General features: G+C 41.8%; 10 protein-coding genes. 6 read left to right on the forward strand and 4 right to left on the reverse strand.

Annotated features, from left to right (window positions below):
• Positions 1–97 precede the first annotated feature (97 nt).
• Entirely contained in the window at positions 98–2,953 is a 2,856-nt protein-coding gene (locus MHI27_RS10735) for a glycosyl hydrolase 115 family protein (RefSeq protein ID WP_405176223.1), read from the forward strand.
• 55 nt (positions 2,954–3,008) lie between these two features.
• Here MHI27_RS10735 and MHI27_RS10740 read toward each other — a convergent pair whose 3' ends face one another.
• From MHI27_RS10740 to MHI27_RS10755, 4 genes are all read right to left on the reverse strand, one after another.
• Positions 3,009–3,788, reverse strand: a complete 780-nt coding sequence (locus MHI27_RS10740) for an AraC family transcriptional regulator (RefSeq protein ID WP_405176224.1) — start codon at positions 3,786–3,788, stop codon at positions 3,009–3,011.
• A 94-nt stretch (positions 3,789–3,882) separates the two neighbouring features.
• Positions 3,883–4,503 (reverse strand): TetR/AcrR family transcriptional regulator, encoded by a 621-nt coding sequence (locus MHI27_RS10745; RefSeq protein ID WP_405176225.1) that lies wholly within the window; start codon positions 4,501–4,503, stop codon positions 3,883–3,885.
• 44 nt (positions 4,504–4,547) lie between these two features.
• On the reverse strand, positions 4,548–5,738 hold the full coding sequence (locus tag MHI27_RS10750; protein WP_405176226.1) for a pectin acetylesterase-family hydrolase: 1,191 nt from the start codon (positions 5,736–5,738) through the stop codon (positions 4,548–4,550).
• A 168-nt stretch (positions 5,739–5,906) separates the two neighbouring features.
• On the reverse strand, positions 5,907–9,038 hold the full coding sequence (locus MHI27_RS10755) for an alpha-mannosidase (protein ID WP_405176227.1): 3,132 nt from the start codon (positions 9,036–9,038) through the stop codon (positions 5,907–5,909).
• Between the two features lie 248 nt (positions 9,039–9,286).
• Between MHI27_RS10755 and MHI27_RS10760 the strand changes: the two genes are divergently transcribed.
• The 5 genes from MHI27_RS10760 to MHI27_RS10780 all read left to right on the forward strand — a co-directional run bounded on the left by MHI27_RS10760 (position 9,287) and on the right by MHI27_RS10780 (position 16,425).
• A complete protein-coding gene (locus MHI27_RS10760) occupies positions 9,287–11,101 on the forward strand; it encodes a sensor histidine kinase (RefSeq protein ID WP_340968820.1) in 1,815 nt (604 codons plus the stop codon).
• Positions 11,101–12,669, forward strand: coding sequence for a response regulator transcription factor (locus MHI27_RS10765; protein WP_149644027.1), 1,569 nt, complete (start codon positions 11,101–11,103; stop codon positions 12,667–12,669). The genes MHI27_RS10760 and MHI27_RS10765 overlap by 1 nt, the downstream gene beginning before the upstream one ends.
• Before the next feature lie 328 nt (positions 12,670–12,997).
• Positions 12,998–13,879 carry a sugar ABC transporter permease gene (locus tag MHI27_RS10770; RefSeq protein ID WP_042193664.1) on the forward strand — a complete coding sequence of 294 codons (882 nt, stop codon included), beginning with the start codon at positions 12,998–13,000 and terminating at the stop codon, positions 13,877–13,879.
• 19 nt (positions 13,880–13,898) lie between these two features.
• Complete coding sequence (locus tag MHI27_RS10775) at positions 13,899–14,822, forward strand: carbohydrate ABC transporter permease (RefSeq protein WP_076283087.1); 924 nt, start codon at positions 13,899–13,901, stop codon at positions 14,820–14,822.
• An 85-nt stretch (positions 14,823–14,907) separates the two neighbouring features.
• Complete coding sequence (locus MHI27_RS10780; protein WP_405176228.1) at positions 14,908–16,425, forward strand: ABC transporter substrate-binding protein; 1,518 nt, start codon at positions 14,908–14,910, stop codon at positions 16,423–16,425.
• The last annotated feature ends 37 nt before the right edge of the window (positions 16,426–16,462 follow it).

Genomic DNA, 16,462 nt, shown 5'->3' on the forward strand with positions numbered 1-16,462 from the left:
TACAAAAACTTGCTAGTTTACACATGGAAGTTGAAATCGCTTACTTATATAATGTGCCTAGTCATACGAAAATAGGATGCTTAAGGGGAGAATAATCATGCCTACGCAGGAATTAATCCTTGTGAAGCAGGGCAAAGCTGCTAAGATTTACGTGGATCCCAAAGGGAAGGATTATGCCGGTTTGCGCCGCGTGGCTCAGTCTTTTGCAGCAGATGTTAAACAGGTAACAGAGGTTGAACCTGAAATACATGCACAATTGAAGGCATTGGATGGAACCGTTATAATTGCTGGATCGATCGGCAGTAATGAGCTTATTGATCGTTTAATTGCGAAGGGGACAGTGGATGTGTCCGCCATCCAAGGGAAAAGGGAATGTTATAAAATTCAGGTAGTTGAAGAACCGACAGCAGGAGTGGACAAGGCGCTCGTCATTGTGGGAAGCGATAAACGCGGGACGATGTACGGGATTTATTCTATCTCTGAAAAAATTGGCGTTAGTCCGTGGAAATATTGGGCAGATGTTATACCAGAGAAAAAAGCAGATTTGATCTTACCTGATAGCCAGCTACATAGGATTTCCAAAGAACCTTCGGTTAAATACAGAGGGATTTTTTTGAATGACGACTGGCCGTCCTTGGGCTCTTGGGTAACTCAAAGATTTGGTGATTTTAATGAAGATTTCTATGACAAGGTGTTTGAACTAATTCTTCGATTAAAGGGGAATTATTTATGGCCAGCGATGTGGAGTGCCGAATTCAGCCTTAACGGTAAAAGCAATCCAATCGCCAACGCCCAGCATGCACAGGAATACGGCATTATAATGGGAACCTCCCATCATGAACCTTTATTTCGGGCAGGCAGTGAATGGCAGAAGGTATACAACCAATATGGAACAAGTAACTTATGGGACTTTGCCCGAAACAAACAGGCTATTACGGATTTCTGGGAAGATGGAATCAAACGGAATCAGGATTTTGACAATTTAATTACATTAGGGATGCGGGGAGAAAGTGATTCTGCGCTGGAGGGCTCCGACCAGGAGAATATTGACCTGCTGAAGGACATCATCCTTACGCAAAAAGAATTATTAAAGAAATATAATCTTGAGCACTCGCCCCAAATTCTAGCCGTATACAAGGAAGTGGAGAAGTATTGGTATGGCACTGCTGAGGTTGAAGGCTTGAAGGACTGGGAAGTCCTGAATGAGGTTACGATCCTGCTGGCAGATGATAACTTTGGCAATCTCCGCAAAATCCCAACGGAACACGAACGCGATCGAAGAGCAGGGTGGGGGATGTATTATCATTTTGACTATCATGGGGGTCCACATTCCTATGAATGGTTAAACACGATTCCGCTGGAGAAGGTTTGGGAGCAAATGTGTATGGCATTCGACTATGGCATCCGTGATGTATGGATTGTGAACGTCGGGGATTTGAAGCCTATGGAATTGCCTATTTCCTACTTTATGGAATTGGCCTATGACTTTGAAGCTTGGGGTACTGGAGCGATTAATCGGACTGAGGAATATACCAATCGTTGGGTAGAGCAGCAGTTCGGATATGCACTGGAACATGAGACATGCCTGGGCATCGCGCAATTGCTGAGTGAGTATACCCGAATGAACGGCCGCCGCAAGCCGGAGATTATTTATCCGTCAACCTTCAGTCCAATCCATTACAATGAGGCACAGAGAGTGCTGAAGCAGGCGATTAGGATGGAGAATGCCACTGACCAATACTATGCTCTTATTCCTGAATCATTAAAAGATGCGTACTACCAGCTTGTATATTTCCCTGCTGCTGCCTCAGCCAATGTGCTCAAAATGCAAATATATGCTGGACTTAACGAGCTATATGCTGGACGAGGCAGTGTATTGGCAAATACTTACGCTGCTCTGACTCATGATGCCATCGATAGGGATAAACACCTGGAGCAGGTTTATAATAACGAGATTACAGAAGGAAAATGGCAAGGAATGATGAGTTCCCCTCATGTCGGGTATGTTCACTGGAATGCAGAGGGGTGGAAATATCCAGAGGAGAGCACTTTGATTCCTGACAAAGGTTCTATAATGATTATTGATGTGGAAGGTACGGAGCAAGCGTATATTTCGGGTACGGCAAAGCTTCCTGTATTTACAAATCTGCAAAAAGAAAACTATTGCATTACTATCAGCAACGGTGGAGAAGCGGGCTTTGAATATCAGGCAAGTAGCAGTGCAGCTTGGATCAAGCTTGAGAAAACATCGGGGTGGATCAAGGCTGGGGAGACCTTACAGGTTTCTGTAGATTGGGAAAAGGTTCACGAGATATCGACGGGTGAAATTACACTCTCTGGTGCCGGGGGCATCGTTAAGGTGAATGTAGCTGTGGACTGGACTGACATTCAGGATGTGCCAGCGATGACCTTTATCGAGACGCATAATACAGTGTCCATTGAAGCGGAGCATACCTCAAGTCGTGTTGCACAATCAGGGGTGGAATGGAAGACCATTGCTAACTATGGGCGTTCTTTATCCTCGGTTAAAATGTTTCCGGATACGGTATCTTTTGAACAGCCGGAGAATGCGCCTTATCTGGAATATCAGGTTTTAGTACAGCAGAATGCAGATTACAGCTTAACCGCGTATATTGCTCCGACAAACAACCTGTCACAGTTCAGTGGATTAAAATATGCGGTAGGCTTCGATGCACAGACGGCAGTGATTACGGATGCTTTACCTACGGATTTTGCGGGCGGCAATCATGATAATGAACCGTGGTGCCGCGCGGTTATGAATAATATCCATACCGTGACCACCATTCATGCTTTAACGAAGGGGATCCATACCCTCCGCTTTTACGGATTGGATGCGGGCCTGGTCCTGCAAAAGCTTGTGTTGTCCGCTGCGGAGCTGCCGTATTCCTATTTAGGCCCAGAGGAGAGCTTCTATACTAGGGGGACGCACTAATTCATAGTTAGAGCTAATTGAAGGGCTGAATCCCCGAATGGTTCAGGGTCATCCGTTATTTCAAGGCAGATGACGGAGGATAACCCTTGATATTTTTGAAAACATTACTGAAGTAGGCGACATCTTGATAACCACAGTGCTCCGCTACTTCGGACACATTGAAGCCACCTGCGGACAGAATCATCTCGGCATTGCTCACCCGTACTTTGTTTATAAATTCTTTATAGGTGGAACCAGTGTTTTGCTTGAACAGCTTGCCAAGATATACAGGATTTAAGGCAACCAAATCAGCTAGTTCCTTGATCGTAACTTCCTCCGAATAATGATCCATAATATAGGTCATTACTTTTTGGATTCTCAGATCGATCAGAGGTGTCTTTTGATGGTGGGTTATGCTTAACAGGCGATACACAATCAGTTGAAAAATGGCTCTGGCCTTCATTTTATAAAAAGGCTGTTTGCCCATCCATACATGCGAGAAATCTTTGATGTCCGCTAGGATCTCTTTAGTTCTCCAGTTTTTGGTTACGGCCTCAAAAGGGAGCTGCACATGATTGTCCTCCCCCTCCCAGAAGAAATTAAACGCAAAAGAACGCATGGGTGCCTCCTTAAAAGTCTGCGCTTCCCGAATACTTCCGGAAGGTGCATAGAGCATATCACCAGCTTCAACCGTAAATTTCTCCCCATTAATAAAATAGTTCGATTTCCCTTCCACAATGAAGGTAAGGTCATGGAAATCAATTTTGCTCCTCGTTATCTCCCAATCCGGGAAGGATCTGCGGTCGACGAACAAAAAAACATTCGGAACTAGATTCTCATATTTGCCAATGTCCATTTCAGCCATTGCTCCTTCCATATAACTAGAGCCGTACGAATACCGATTGGTATATTATACCGAAATGAAACCTATTACGAAAAGACCCTTTTAATCATCGGGAATGCCGTACGCCATGCATAATGAAATCCTTGAATTGTCGGTCCGTTGCCCGGTCTTCCTCCGTAACCACACCGCCCCGCTGATGCGTAATAATAACGGCTTTTTGTAAATACATGAAATACAGGTGGGTGGACTTCTGCAGAATGTTCAACCACTTATTTTTTTCCTCTGGAGCCACTGCTATTGTCTCAAGAAGTATAAGTCGCGAATACCAGCCTTCCATAGCCTTCTTAAAGTCAGGCAGTTCTGCAGGATTCTTAGAAAGCGTGCTGTAGTAAACTCCAAAAATGGCATCATAGTAGATCAGTGATTCCTGATGATCTCTTAGCGCCAAATATTTATCCAGAATGTTCTCCAGTGATTGTACCGGCTGTTCAAAATCAAAATCAAACAGCAGCTGTCCAAACATCCGCTCCAGGTTAAGGACATAGATTTGAGCGGCTAATTCTTCTTTGTCCTTATAATGATGATACAAAGTGCGCCGAGAGACCCCGGCTTGTTCTGCAATTTGAGCCATATCCGTGCGCTCAATACCTTGAGCACAGAACAAGCTGAGCGCTGTCTCCTTAATGATCTCCCTTGTCATTTGCATCTGCTTTTCACGCAAATTCATTAATTTTCTCTCCTGCCTTGTGCGAGTATTTCGCTAATTCTGTGCTATTTCTGAGCTGGCTTCGATGTTATGAGGAACTTGCTCCCAACTGAATAGGGTTTCTGATGGTTGACTGCATCACCTAGCCATTTCAGAAGCTTCACACCATCTTGTTCAGCCTGAAAGAAGGTCTCTCTGGTTGCAAAAGTGTGCGGGGTTGTACCCGTCTTAGCATTTAGCCCATAGTCGGTCAGATAGTAATAATAATTAGGTAAAGTGGCAGCCAAAGAAGATACAGATTGCCGCATTTCCTGTGACCATTCATTAATAATGCGTTGATCTCTGGGCCCCTTGTAATCGTTGATGTTGTTCTGAAAGTGGATCAGAATCTCGTCAAATACCGAGTAGGATTGCAATATTACCGCATTCGCAGGCAGTAGATGACCGTTCGCTTTAAATGCTGCCCCGATGATATCCGCTTCGGGGGTATATCCAAAGTTCTTAACGAAGTCTGCCTGCCATTCCTTATTCATAACATTTGGCCACTTGTCTGATTTCAGGAAGGAACTGTCTGAATATTGGAAGATCTCGGAGTCTTTGTAATGAGAGGCGATCTCCGGAGCCCAGAAGGCGGACCCGAATCCACCAGCACTTTCACCTGCAATTAGCAGTTTGCCGGGCTTTTCCACGTTGGCATATATCCAATCAAGGCTGCTTCGCACATTATTGCTGCCGTTATAACGCATTGTAAAGGTGCTGCCGTCCTCTTTTTTATATTCAGCCGTACGGTTACCGATATGGAAATCACCCGTCGAATAGGGAAGGTAGACCACATTCCATCCATGAAAAGGATTGGCAGGGTTATCCGTATCCATCATGCCTCTCAGCAATGTCAGCATATAGAAGGGGATGTTCTGGAAATAGTTGCCCGTATCTCCACCTTTAATGAAGTTCATTAGCTTGATTGGGTGCGCGGCGCTTTGGGCATCCCAACTGGCCCCTCCCCCGGAAAAGAAGATGATCCAGTTATTAGTCTCCCCCTTTTTATTCCAGATAAAATACTCTGATCCATCACTTGAAATGACATTTCCGTCCAGCTTGACTTTATTCCACTCATAAGGCTTCACTTCCGTGATTACGGGGGTGGCGGTGGCCGGTCTCTTGATCACAAAAGCGCTAATCGCAAGAATAGCAATCAAAGCAAGGCTCAATAATCCAATGCATGTGAATATCGTAATTTTCCCCATTCTTCTCATATACATCTCTCCCTTAATTGGAGTATACGCTACGTTAACTCATTGCGCAATGTGTATACTTAAATTCAAAATAAACAATCATAATCGAAAAACGGGATGTCCTCGCAGCCTTTTATACATGGCTACGGGGACACCCCGATTTTGTATGTTACTTCATTTAATTAGATTCTACACTTCGATTTCAAATGTTCTAATTTCGTAAGGTTCAAGTACAAAGGTAATGACAGGTTCAGTGTGAACCTCACCTTCAGGACGTTCCATTAGATTACATTCTTGCCACGAAATAATTTTCAAGTCGCTCGTCATATCAATCTGCTGGCGGCTTCCGGAATAGTCGTGAACACGTACGACTAATTTTTGACCATCTTCAGATTTCTTAAGGGCAGATACCATAACCGTATTCGTAGAAAGACGAATCATGGACTTTGTTTCTACTTCAGCTTGCCCCATGGTGCTCCGCAGTGGATTGTTGATGGACCAGGCTTGACGAACGGTATCACCTTGTAGCCAATCCCCAGTATGAGGCAGGATAGAGTAGGTGAATGAATGTTCGCCTTGATCCGCATCAGGGTCAGGGTGTGTTGCCGATTTGATTAGGGATAGACGCATTACATTATCCTTGATGTCGTAGCCATATTTGCAGTCGTTCAGCAAGCTAACGCCATAACCACGATCTGATAAATCTGCCCACTGATGACCCACAGTCTCGAATCTAGCGTAATCCCAGCTAGTGTTCCAGTGTGTTGGACGCTTAACATTACCGAACTGGATATCATAAGTGGCTTCGGTAGCTCGTATCGCAACAGGGAAGGCTACTTTCATTAGCTGTTTTTTCTCATGCCAGTCTACGTTCGTCACGAAGTCGATACGACGATGCCCAGCGTGTAAGATCATTTGCTGTTTAATCGTGGAATCCATATAGCTCCATGTGAATTGCACAATACAACGCAATGAACCATTTTCTATGACTTCAATGCTAGTGCAGTCGATCACTTCGCGCATTTTTTGCTGATAGTAGATGTCAATGTCCCAAGCTTCATGTGCTAATGGTTTATCCTCAAACACTTGGAACACATTACCGTGACTTCCATTAGCTAATACTTGACGCTGTTCGTGTTTATCATAGATGGATGACAATTGACCTTGCTCGTTCCACGCTATTTCAAGGTGAGGCGTTGAAATTCCTGATTCATTCAGCTTGAATGGAGTGCTTAGTGGCTCAGAATTCACATCTGCCACGAAGGAGATGGTGGTGTATCCGAGAGAAGGAATGTCGGACACTTCAATGATCCAACGGTCACCTTCACGCTGAGCTTGTAATGGTTTACCTTCTGTGTTTATCCAATGTCCTGTTTCCATGCCAGGCTCTATAGTAATTTCTACGAGCTCAGTTAATTCCCAAGAAGCATTGTTCCAGATGGTATATTTACCGGCTTCACTTCCGTTCACTAGTGCCTTTGTAGATTGTTCCCATACAGATTGACCAATGGCTTCGGCTTGAGCATATTCAATCGTACTGTCTTCGTACACTTCACGAATTGAAGAACCAGGAATAATATCATGGAATTGGTTACGCAAAATAATTCTCCAACCCTCGTCTAAATCGGTCTGACGATAGTTCGACCAATCTTCAGACACCACACTTTGCAGTGCGTTTAGCCATTCCGCCTCGCGGTATAGCAGTTCAAGCTTGCGGTTCATCCGCTTATTGTAGGCTTGGCTAGTGTACGTGCCACGGTGATATTCTAAGTAAAGCTCACCATCCCATACATGGACATAACGATCTGTATTAGCAACGGTTTCTTGCAGATTACGGAAGTAATCTCCTGCTGTTCCTGTTTCAATCTTCGGTAGTCCTGGGAGATCGTTGAGTCTGCGGCGCATCTCGAGCATTTCGCGGTTAACCCCGCCGCCGCCATCACCATATCCGTAAGAAAGTAATAAATTGCGATTCACTTCTTTATCCCGGTACGTATCCCAAATTCCTTTTACAGTCTTAGGAATGATGCGGCCATTATAGGTGTAGAACCAAGAATCTTCTTCAGACCAAGGCTCTGGTGTTGTAATGAAGTGTGTTAATACTTCAGTGCCATCAATACCGCGCCATTGGAAGGTATCATGTGGCATGCGGTTGTATTGATTCCAGCTAATTTTCGTGGTCATGAATGTATTGATTCCTGATTTTTTTAGAATTTGTGGCAAGGACCAGCTATAGCCAAATACGTCCGGCAGCCATAAATAATCACATTCAACACCAAATTCATTACGTAAGAAGCGAGTACCATATAGCAATTGACGGACAAGAGACTCACCTGAGGTCAAGTTGCAATCTGCCTCGAGCCACATACCACCGCCAGCTTCCCAGCGTCCTTCAGATACACGTTCACGAATCTTCTCGTAGATTTCTGGATAATCGTTTTTGATATATTCATAGAGCTGAGGTTGAGTCTGTAAAAAAGTGTAGTCCGGGAACATTTCCATCAGACGGAGTACGGTCGAGAAGGAACGCGCACATTTCTCACGGGTATGCTTCAATTGCCATAACCAAGCTACATCAATATGGGTATGACCAATACAGGTAACAGTAACTGGCGAAGACTTTTCCATTTTATTAATTTCATCACGCAAATAATTACGAGCTTCCTCAATCGAAGCGTAGAAGACCTCTGAGCCTGGACGAGACCAGTCAATCAGAAGAAACGAGCGGTCTACTGTACTTAGCAGCTGTGTATATTCTGGTGTTTTTGAATCGAGTACGTTCAGCGTCTCAACTACAGCAAGTGCAGTAAAGTAGAAATCATCCGTTGCATCGTCCAGCCAACAAATTTCTGCCATACGAATGCCATGTGTTTGATCTTTTTTAGGACCGCCACCTTCTAGACCCGACCATAAACGGAAGGTAAGTGGAAGCTGCGTACCTACCGTTTCATCCGGCAAGAACACTTCTGTATGATTGGAATCTACACCTTGATAGGGTTTACCATTGTAAAAGAATAAAGATTCAAAGCCGGAGTTGTTTCCGGCACCCGTCTCGCCAAAATCAAATCGACCCAGTACCCTGCGTCCTGCCCAAGAGGCGGGTACGTCTATCTGTGTCGTTAGCCATAAATACAAATCGCGGCCTTTCCAGGTATCGCCAACTTGTAGCTTAGACCATTCTCCATCCACGGGTGGTTCCGCTGCAATTTCACCATGTTCGTCTATCATAGAATTGAAAAAAGGAATGTGTATTCGATCCCGGTAACGATATTCGGAAATCTCGTTTAGTTGGGAGTTGAGTTTACGTTTGGTTAGAAACATGAGTAATAGCCCTCCATTATCTTGATGGGGGACGAGGATTATAAGACTTATAGGGTGATTACAGGTTTGTTTGGGGGGTAGAAACCAACTATAGACGATTTTTAGCGAGATGTAAACTCATGATAAAGAAAAAGGTTGCAAGGAGGAAAGATTTACATCTAAAAATGAATGCGCTCCCATTGCACAAAAAGAAAGGTGGTGTTAAGCTTCTAATCCTAAAGGCTAGATTTTGAAGGAAGGTGAATTTGTTGAATATAAAGAAATTTTATCAAAATCATTTACGAAAAAAACTGTTTAATAAAATTTTAGCTATATATTCATCCATCATCATTATTACGCTTATTGCCTCTTCCATTACCGTTTATAAATACTATGAACAGACGATCACGCGTCAACATGTTGATGCTAATCGAGAGGTACTGGATTACGTGAGTTTATATATGAATCAGCAGTACGAAGGGATTCAATTGGCCATCCAGCAAATTTATAGTGATGCTTCTGTAAGTGAGGATTTGTCCTACTTTTTGCAACATGATTATGGAGATTATCTTAAATATCGTTTAGATCAGTTTGCTGAAATTGGTAGCTTCGTACCCCATACATTCGATACTTACTTCAAAACGTATTTGAATCAGAAAAGTGGTATCTCTGACGTTATCTTATACAGCACTGAGAAAGAATTTTATTATTTATATAAAAATAATACACGACAGCTCTACAAAAGAGATATAGATATTTCGGAGCAAAAATCACCCATACCCAAGAATGGTTGGGTTTCGCATGAAAAAAAATTATTACTTAAGGAAATAAGGGAAGACAATAACAATTTGTATACGATGACTAGGGAGCTTAAAGATCCGATTTCATTGAAAACGATCGGTATGCTCATTATAGATTTTGATGCTGAACTTATTTCAAAATGGCTTGGTACGAAAGGTACAGAGAATAATGGTCAAGTGTTGGTTCTAACACCAAGCGGTGACGTCATATATGATTCCTTAGGAAGGTATATGGGACAGCAGTATCCGCATATCGCTGGTCTTTATTCAGACAACTGGACTGCACTGGATGGATTATCCAAAGTTAACTTAAATACAACGAATAGCTCAGGTCTTATTGTGGCAGGGATCATTCAGAAGTCGCAGGTCAATAAAGAAATGATGGTAGTACGAAATTGGATTATCGGGATTACGGCAGCACTAATTGTTGCGGCAATGTCCATTACATACGGAATAATTTTACGTTTCTCTAAAAAAGTGAAGATCATTGTCAAATCTATGAAGCGCTTACAGGAAGGTGACTTAAGCACGCGCATTCATCTTAACCGGGAGGATGAATTGCAGCTTATTGCCAACAATTTTAACTATATGTGTGAAAGACTAGAGCTGTATATTAATAAAGTTTACATTTCAGAAATTACGCAAAAAAATGCAGAACTCGTTGCTCTTCAATCGCAGATTAATCCACATTTTTTATATAATACGCTTGAAGCTATAAGGATGCGGGCTATTTCGCAAGGTGCGAAGGATGTAGGTCAGATGATTTACATTTTATCTACGTTATTCCGAACGATGATTAAGAAAAGTATGGTTGTTACCATCGCTGATGAGATTGAATATTGCAATCTATATCTTGAGCTGTTTCAGATTAGGCATAAAGATAAGCTTCAAATCGAGTCGCGAATAAGTCCAGTGGCTATGAATTGTTCTATCGTTAAACTGCTGATTCAGCCGGTCATTGAAAATTATATTGTTCACGGATTCAGGCCCGAACGCTCCGATAACTTAATCCGCATTGAAGTAACTGAATCAGACGGTAGCATTCAAATTGCTATTAGAGATAACGGAAATGGGATTATTCCCAGCAAGCTAACGGAACTTCAAAAAACACTTCAAGTCAGTATGCGAATGGATGCACCACCTTCCTCGCTTGGACTATGTAATGTGAATGAGCGAATTAAGCTTTATTATGGGATTGAATATGGATTATCGATTGCTAGTGAGATCGGTGTAGGAACAACAGTCATCATGAATATACCAGTGGTAAGGGAGAGTATTAAATAATGCACAACATACTTATTGTGGATGATGAACCTCTTATTCTTGAAGGATTACGTTCAGTGATCGAATGGGAAGATTATGGACTAAGAATCGCAGGGCAAGCGAGTAATGGGGAAGAAGCTTTAGAATTTCTGCATAGCCATAACGAAGCCATTGACATATTAATTACAGATATTACGATGCCAAAGCTGACGGGACTTGAACTCATTCAACAAATTAAGTCTTTTGATTCAAAAATGAGATTTATTATCTTAAGCGGCTATGAACAATTTGAGTATTTAAAAGCTGGAATGAGTCTAGGCATTGAGAATTATATTCTTAAACCCATTAATATAAAAGAATTGGAATCGACCATTGAGCAAATTGTTGAGGTCCTCAATCAAGAGGATGTTGAACAATTTCATGCGAAGGAGGATCAGCAAGTTTTACGTAACAATATTTTAAATCGTTGGGTCACTGGAAATATAGATCGACAGGAGCTATTGCATCGTTCAAAAGTCTTAAATATTTCTCTGGACTGTTCATGTTTTACGGTGGCTGCGATTCGGCTTATTACGGAACATGAGGAGGATGAGGGTCAACTGCACCCTAATCAACTTATGGAAGAATGTTATCGTATCGCTGTGCAGTCCGTAGCAGAGCGCGGAACAGTTATTGTATTTATAGATATGGAAGGTGATCTTGTTCTTATTGTTGCGGAGTCGGCTGAAGATGAGAACAAAGAAGAAATGTATTGCATGCTGCAACAAGTGCAATGTGAGATTATGCATGAATTAGGAAAGTCTGTCTGGATTACGATAGGAAGTAAGGAATATACTTTTCAAGAAGTACCACAAAGTTATAAAAAAGCGAAAAGTTTATATGTGGATCATCTGATGCTGCCGGGCTACCCGATTATAGATGTGGACCAACTGTCGAAGATGGTGTTACACGAGGAAAAGCTCGAAATTGATTATGAAGCATTTACTAAACTATTATTATCAGGAGAGCGTGAGGCGGCAAATCAATTTATCGCAGAAACATTCCAAAAGCTGTTCGGATGTGGCGTGATTACACGCATTGATAATTACAACGTGGCGATTGAATTAATGTTGATCGCTAAGAATATGGAGAAGAACTGTAATTTCAGTGCTGTGTTTAATCCTTTGCTACGCATCCATACCATTGAGCAGTTGCTTCATCATGTGCAGGAAAGTGTGAATGAAACGCTGGACCAATTATCGCTAGTGAGTGATGAACTCAGTCCGAATATGAGATATATGGTGGATCAAGTGAGCAAACATTATAGAGAAGAACTATCTCTGAAGACGCTCAGTCAGCGAATGAATATGCATCCTACTTACTTGGGACAGCTATTTCAGAAGGAGATGGGGCGAAGCTTCTCTGATTATGTGAACCAATTCCGAATTGAAAAAGCAAGACAACTGCTGCTTCAAACTACGTTATTAACCAATGAAATTGCAGCTGAAGTAGGGTATCTAGATCCAGCGTATTTTTATCGCCAGTTCAAAAAATCAGCAGGCATATCTCCAACAGAACTTCGAAATATGTATAAAAAAGAAAAGGCGTAGGATTTAGGAAATGTTCCCGGGTATCACGTTCAAGTGGAGGGTTCACGAACGTTGGTCACGGGAATGTTTCCTTTTTTTTGTTCAAATCTTAAGGATTTTCAAGCCTCACGGAGGTCGTTTTTTCTTGCGATCTTTAATTTTTACATATCATTCTGGAGTTTTTCAACTTTATGAAACCGCTTTTATAGCGCAGAATTAAAGATAGTTAAAGGGGCAAGGAAATAAGATCGAAAGGGTATTACGGGGATTGTTTGGGGATAGAGAAGGGGGATGTGGAATAGTGTCTGCATTTTTCAAAAGCTTAAATAAGGATAAAGTACTGTGGTTTATGGTATTACCAGGGACAATATGGTTCCTAATCTTTTGTTACTTACCGATGTTCGGAACCATTATTGCATTTAAGGATTTCAAGATTCATCGGGACGGATTCTTTGCAAGCGTTTTAAATAGTAAGTGGGTTGGCCTTGAAAATTTCAACTTTTTGTTCTCGACAGAGGACGCCTATATTATTACAAGAAATACGATACTGTATAACGTGGCGTTGATCTCTCTCGGTTTAGTTCTTGCGGTGGGCATTGCAATCACCTTGAACGAACTTGTGAACAAACGGATGGCCAAAGTTTATCAAACGGCGATGTTTATGCCTTATTTTCTTTCTTGGGTTATTATTAGCTTCTTTACATTCAGCTTCCTAAGTGTAGATAAAGGGATCTTGAATCAAGTGATTGTTTACTTCGGAGGCGATCCTGTTTCCTGGTATGGTGATACTCGCTTTTGGCCATATATCCTAATTTTCATGGGAATTTGGAAATCAATTGGTTATTCAAGTGTTGTTTACTTAGCGGCTATAGCGGGTATCGACAAGTCCTACTATGAAGCGGCAATGATTGATGGGGCCAGCAAATGGCAGCAAATTAAGTTTATTACACTTCCTTTGCTTAAGCCTTTAATGGTAACGCTAACTATTCTAGCGATTGGTGGTATTTTTAGATCTGACTTCGGTCTATTCTATCAAATACCTCGGGATTCCGGTGTTCTATACTCCGTAACGAATGTTATCGATACTTATATCTATCGAAGCATGAGTACGACAGGAAACCTAGGGATGAGTACAGCAGCGGGTCTATATCAATCGATCGTTGGATTTATCATGGTAATTGTAACGAATTCTATTGTGAAAAAGATCAGCAAAGAAAACGCGATATTCTAGAAAGGAGTCAATTGACGTTATGGAAGTATTCAAACGTAAGCCGAAAGAAGTCGACAACAACGCCATTACTCCTTTTTGGAATGTGGTACTCAATATTGTGATTGGAGTTTTCGCCTTTACCTGTGTGTTTCCGTTCTTGTTTGTCATAGCCATTTCTTTTACAGATGAGAAAGTACTCGCTTTAAATGGATTTAGCTTAATTCCAGAAAAATTTAGTATGGCGGCGTATCAGTTTATTTTTAACACAGGTGATCAGTTATTTCGTTCCTTTGGAGTTACCTTACTTGTTACTGTACTAGGTACGCTCATTAGCTTATTTCTAATTACAACTTACGCCTATGTTCTTTCTCGAAGATCATTTCGCTATCGTAATTTTTTCAGCTTCTTCGCCTTCTTCACGATGTTATTCTCAGGCGGAATGGTTCCAAACTATATTGTGGCCACACAGTTTTTACATTTGTACAACACGATATGGGCTTTAATATTGCCAATAGCGATGAATGCCTTTTTCATCCTAGTGATGCGGACCTTCTTCCAGACTTCAGTGCCTGATGCACTCATTGAGGCAGCCAAAATCGACGGTTCAGGGGAGTTTCGGACATTCCTGCAAATTGTACTTCCGATCTCATTACCGGGGATTGCAACCATTGGATTGTTCTGTACGCTGGGCTATTGGAATGATTGGTTTAATGCGCTGCTGTATATAGATGATGCGAGTCTTGTACCGCTCCAAGCGATGCTGATGCGAATTCAGAATAATATGGAGTTTGTTATCCAGAACAGCATGCAGATGGGATCAAGCTTTGAGATTGCTGCGACATTGCCGACAGAAACCGTTCGTATGGCGATGGTTGTACTGGCGACCTTGCCTATAGCACTAGCGTATCCCTTCTTCCAAAAGTATTTTGTAAAAGGCTTAACTGTGGGCTCTTTAAAAGAGTAACACTACTAAGATGTATTTATTCGAATCGCTAGAACAGGAGTCGATATAAATAAAGAGTTAATTAAACTAAAGGGGGAAAATAGAAATGAAAGTGAAAAAAAGTTTAACGCTCGCTCTTGCTGGAACAATGCTTTTCTCTGGCCTTCTTGCTGGATGTGGTTCGAATAATAATACAAATGCTGCTAAAGAAACAAACAATTCAGCGGCAGCAGGGAATTCAGCAGGGAGTACATCGGAATTAAAGCCATATGAGCTGAAGATGTATTTAATTGGTGGACCTCAAAAGGATTTGGATCTTGTATTAAAAGAAGTTAATAAATATACCCAAGAAAAAATTAATGCGACGTTGAACATTACGATGTTCGATTGGGGTGATTACGATAAGAAGATGCAAGTCATTACCGCTTCTGGTGAGCCTTATGACATTGCCTTTACCTCTTCTTGGACAAATGATTTCCGCCGTAATGCAGCTAACGGTACCTTCTTGGGTCTGAACGATCTGCTAGATAAGTATGGAAAGGAAACGAAAGAAGTTTTGGACCCACGTTTCTTAGAAGGAACTAAGATTAAAGGTGAGATCTATGGTGTTCCTGTAAATAAGGAGCTTGGACAGCAATGGGTATGGCGCTTCAATAAGAAATATGTTGATAAATACAACATGGACATTTCCAACATTCGTACATTGGATGATCTAGAGCCACTACTTAAAACGATTAAAGAGAATGAGCCTGCGGATATTACACCGCTAGCTGTTCCTAAAGGCTTTAAACCATTCATGCCATTTGACTATGTACTAGGTGATGAGTTACCTATCGGGGTCTATATGGATTCCACAGATGGCAAGGTTGTTAATATTCTGGAGACACCTGAACTTTCAACATCGTTAGATACGATGCGCAGACTTTACACAGCAGGTTACTTACGCCCAGACGTTGCAACACTTGAAGGTATTGATAACATTAAGACAGGTAAATGGTTTGCCGATCGCGAAATTACACAGCCTTATGCAGAAAAAGGTTGGTCTCGTTCAGCAGGTTATGAAATTGTAACTTCGCCTATGCATGAGCCTTATGTGTATACACAGTCCGCTGCAGGTTCGATGCATGCTATTTCCGTAACCTCAGGTGATCCTGAACGGGCTATGATGTTCTTGAATCTTTTGAATACAGATAAGTACTTACGCAATTTACTCAACTATGGTATCGAAGGCACTCATTATAAGAAAATTTCCGAGAATGTCATTGAAGATCTTCCAGCTATGCAAGATAGCTATGCAATGCCAGGCTTCACGCTTGGAAATATGTTACTGACTTATCTGCATGCTGATGACCCTGCTGATAAATGGGATGCTTTCAAGAAGTTTAATGATTCGTCAAAAGAAGCCCCTACCTTCGGTTTTGCATTTGATCCTACACCTGTAAAAACAGAAGTAGCGGCCATCAACAACGTAACTAAAGAATTTATGCCAGCGCTATACACAGGTTCTGTTGATCCTAAAACATATCTGCCAAAAGCAACCAAGAAATTTAAAGAAGCTGGACTGGAAAAAGTCATTGCTGAAGTTCAAAAGCAACTTGATGAGTGGAACCAGACAAAGAAATAAGCTTTGAACGTAACAAAACGCCTACGATTAATCTAAA

Origin of the sequence: Paenibacillus sp. FSL H8-0261, assembly GCF_045040645.1 — a bacterium.
Lineage (GTDB): Bacteria > Bacillota > Bacilli > Paenibacillales > Paenibacillaceae > Paenibacillus_AQ.

Excerpts from the sequence above, each read along its gene's own strand:
- MHI27_RS10735 (WP_405176223.1), top strand. The coding sequence starts at position 98 with ATGCCTACGCAGGAATTAATCCTTGTGAAGCAGGGCAAAGCTGCTAAG.
- MHI27_RS10740 (WP_405176224.1), bottom strand. The coding sequence starts at position 3,788 with ATGGACATTGGCAAATATGAGAATCTAGTTCCGAATGTTTTTTTGTTC.
- MHI27_RS10745 (WP_405176225.1), bottom strand. The coding sequence starts at position 4,503 with ATGAATTTGCGTGAAAAGCAGATGCAAATGACAAGGGAGATCATTAAG.
- MHI27_RS10750 (WP_405176226.1), bottom strand. The coding sequence starts at position 5,738 with ATGAGAAGAATGGGGAAAATTACGATATTCACATGCATTGGATTATTG.
- MHI27_RS10755 (WP_405176227.1), bottom strand. The coding sequence starts at position 9,038 with ATGTTTCTAACCAAACGTAAACTCAACTCCCAACTAAACGAGATTTCC.
- MHI27_RS10765 (WP_149644027.1), top strand. The coding sequence starts at position 11,101 with ATGCACAACATACTTATTGTGGATGATGAACCTCTTATTCTTGAAGGA.
- MHI27_RS10770 (WP_042193664.1), top strand. The coding sequence starts at position 12,998 with ATGGTATTACCAGGGACAATATGGTTCCTAATCTTTTGTTACTTACCG.
- MHI27_RS10775 (WP_076283087.1), top strand. The coding sequence starts at position 13,899 with ATGGAAGTATTCAAACGTAAGCCGAAAGAAGTCGACAACAACGCCATT.
- MHI27_RS10780 (WP_405176228.1), top strand. The coding sequence starts at position 14,908 with ATGAAAGTGAAAAAAAGTTTAACGCTCGCTCTTGCTGGAACAATGCTT.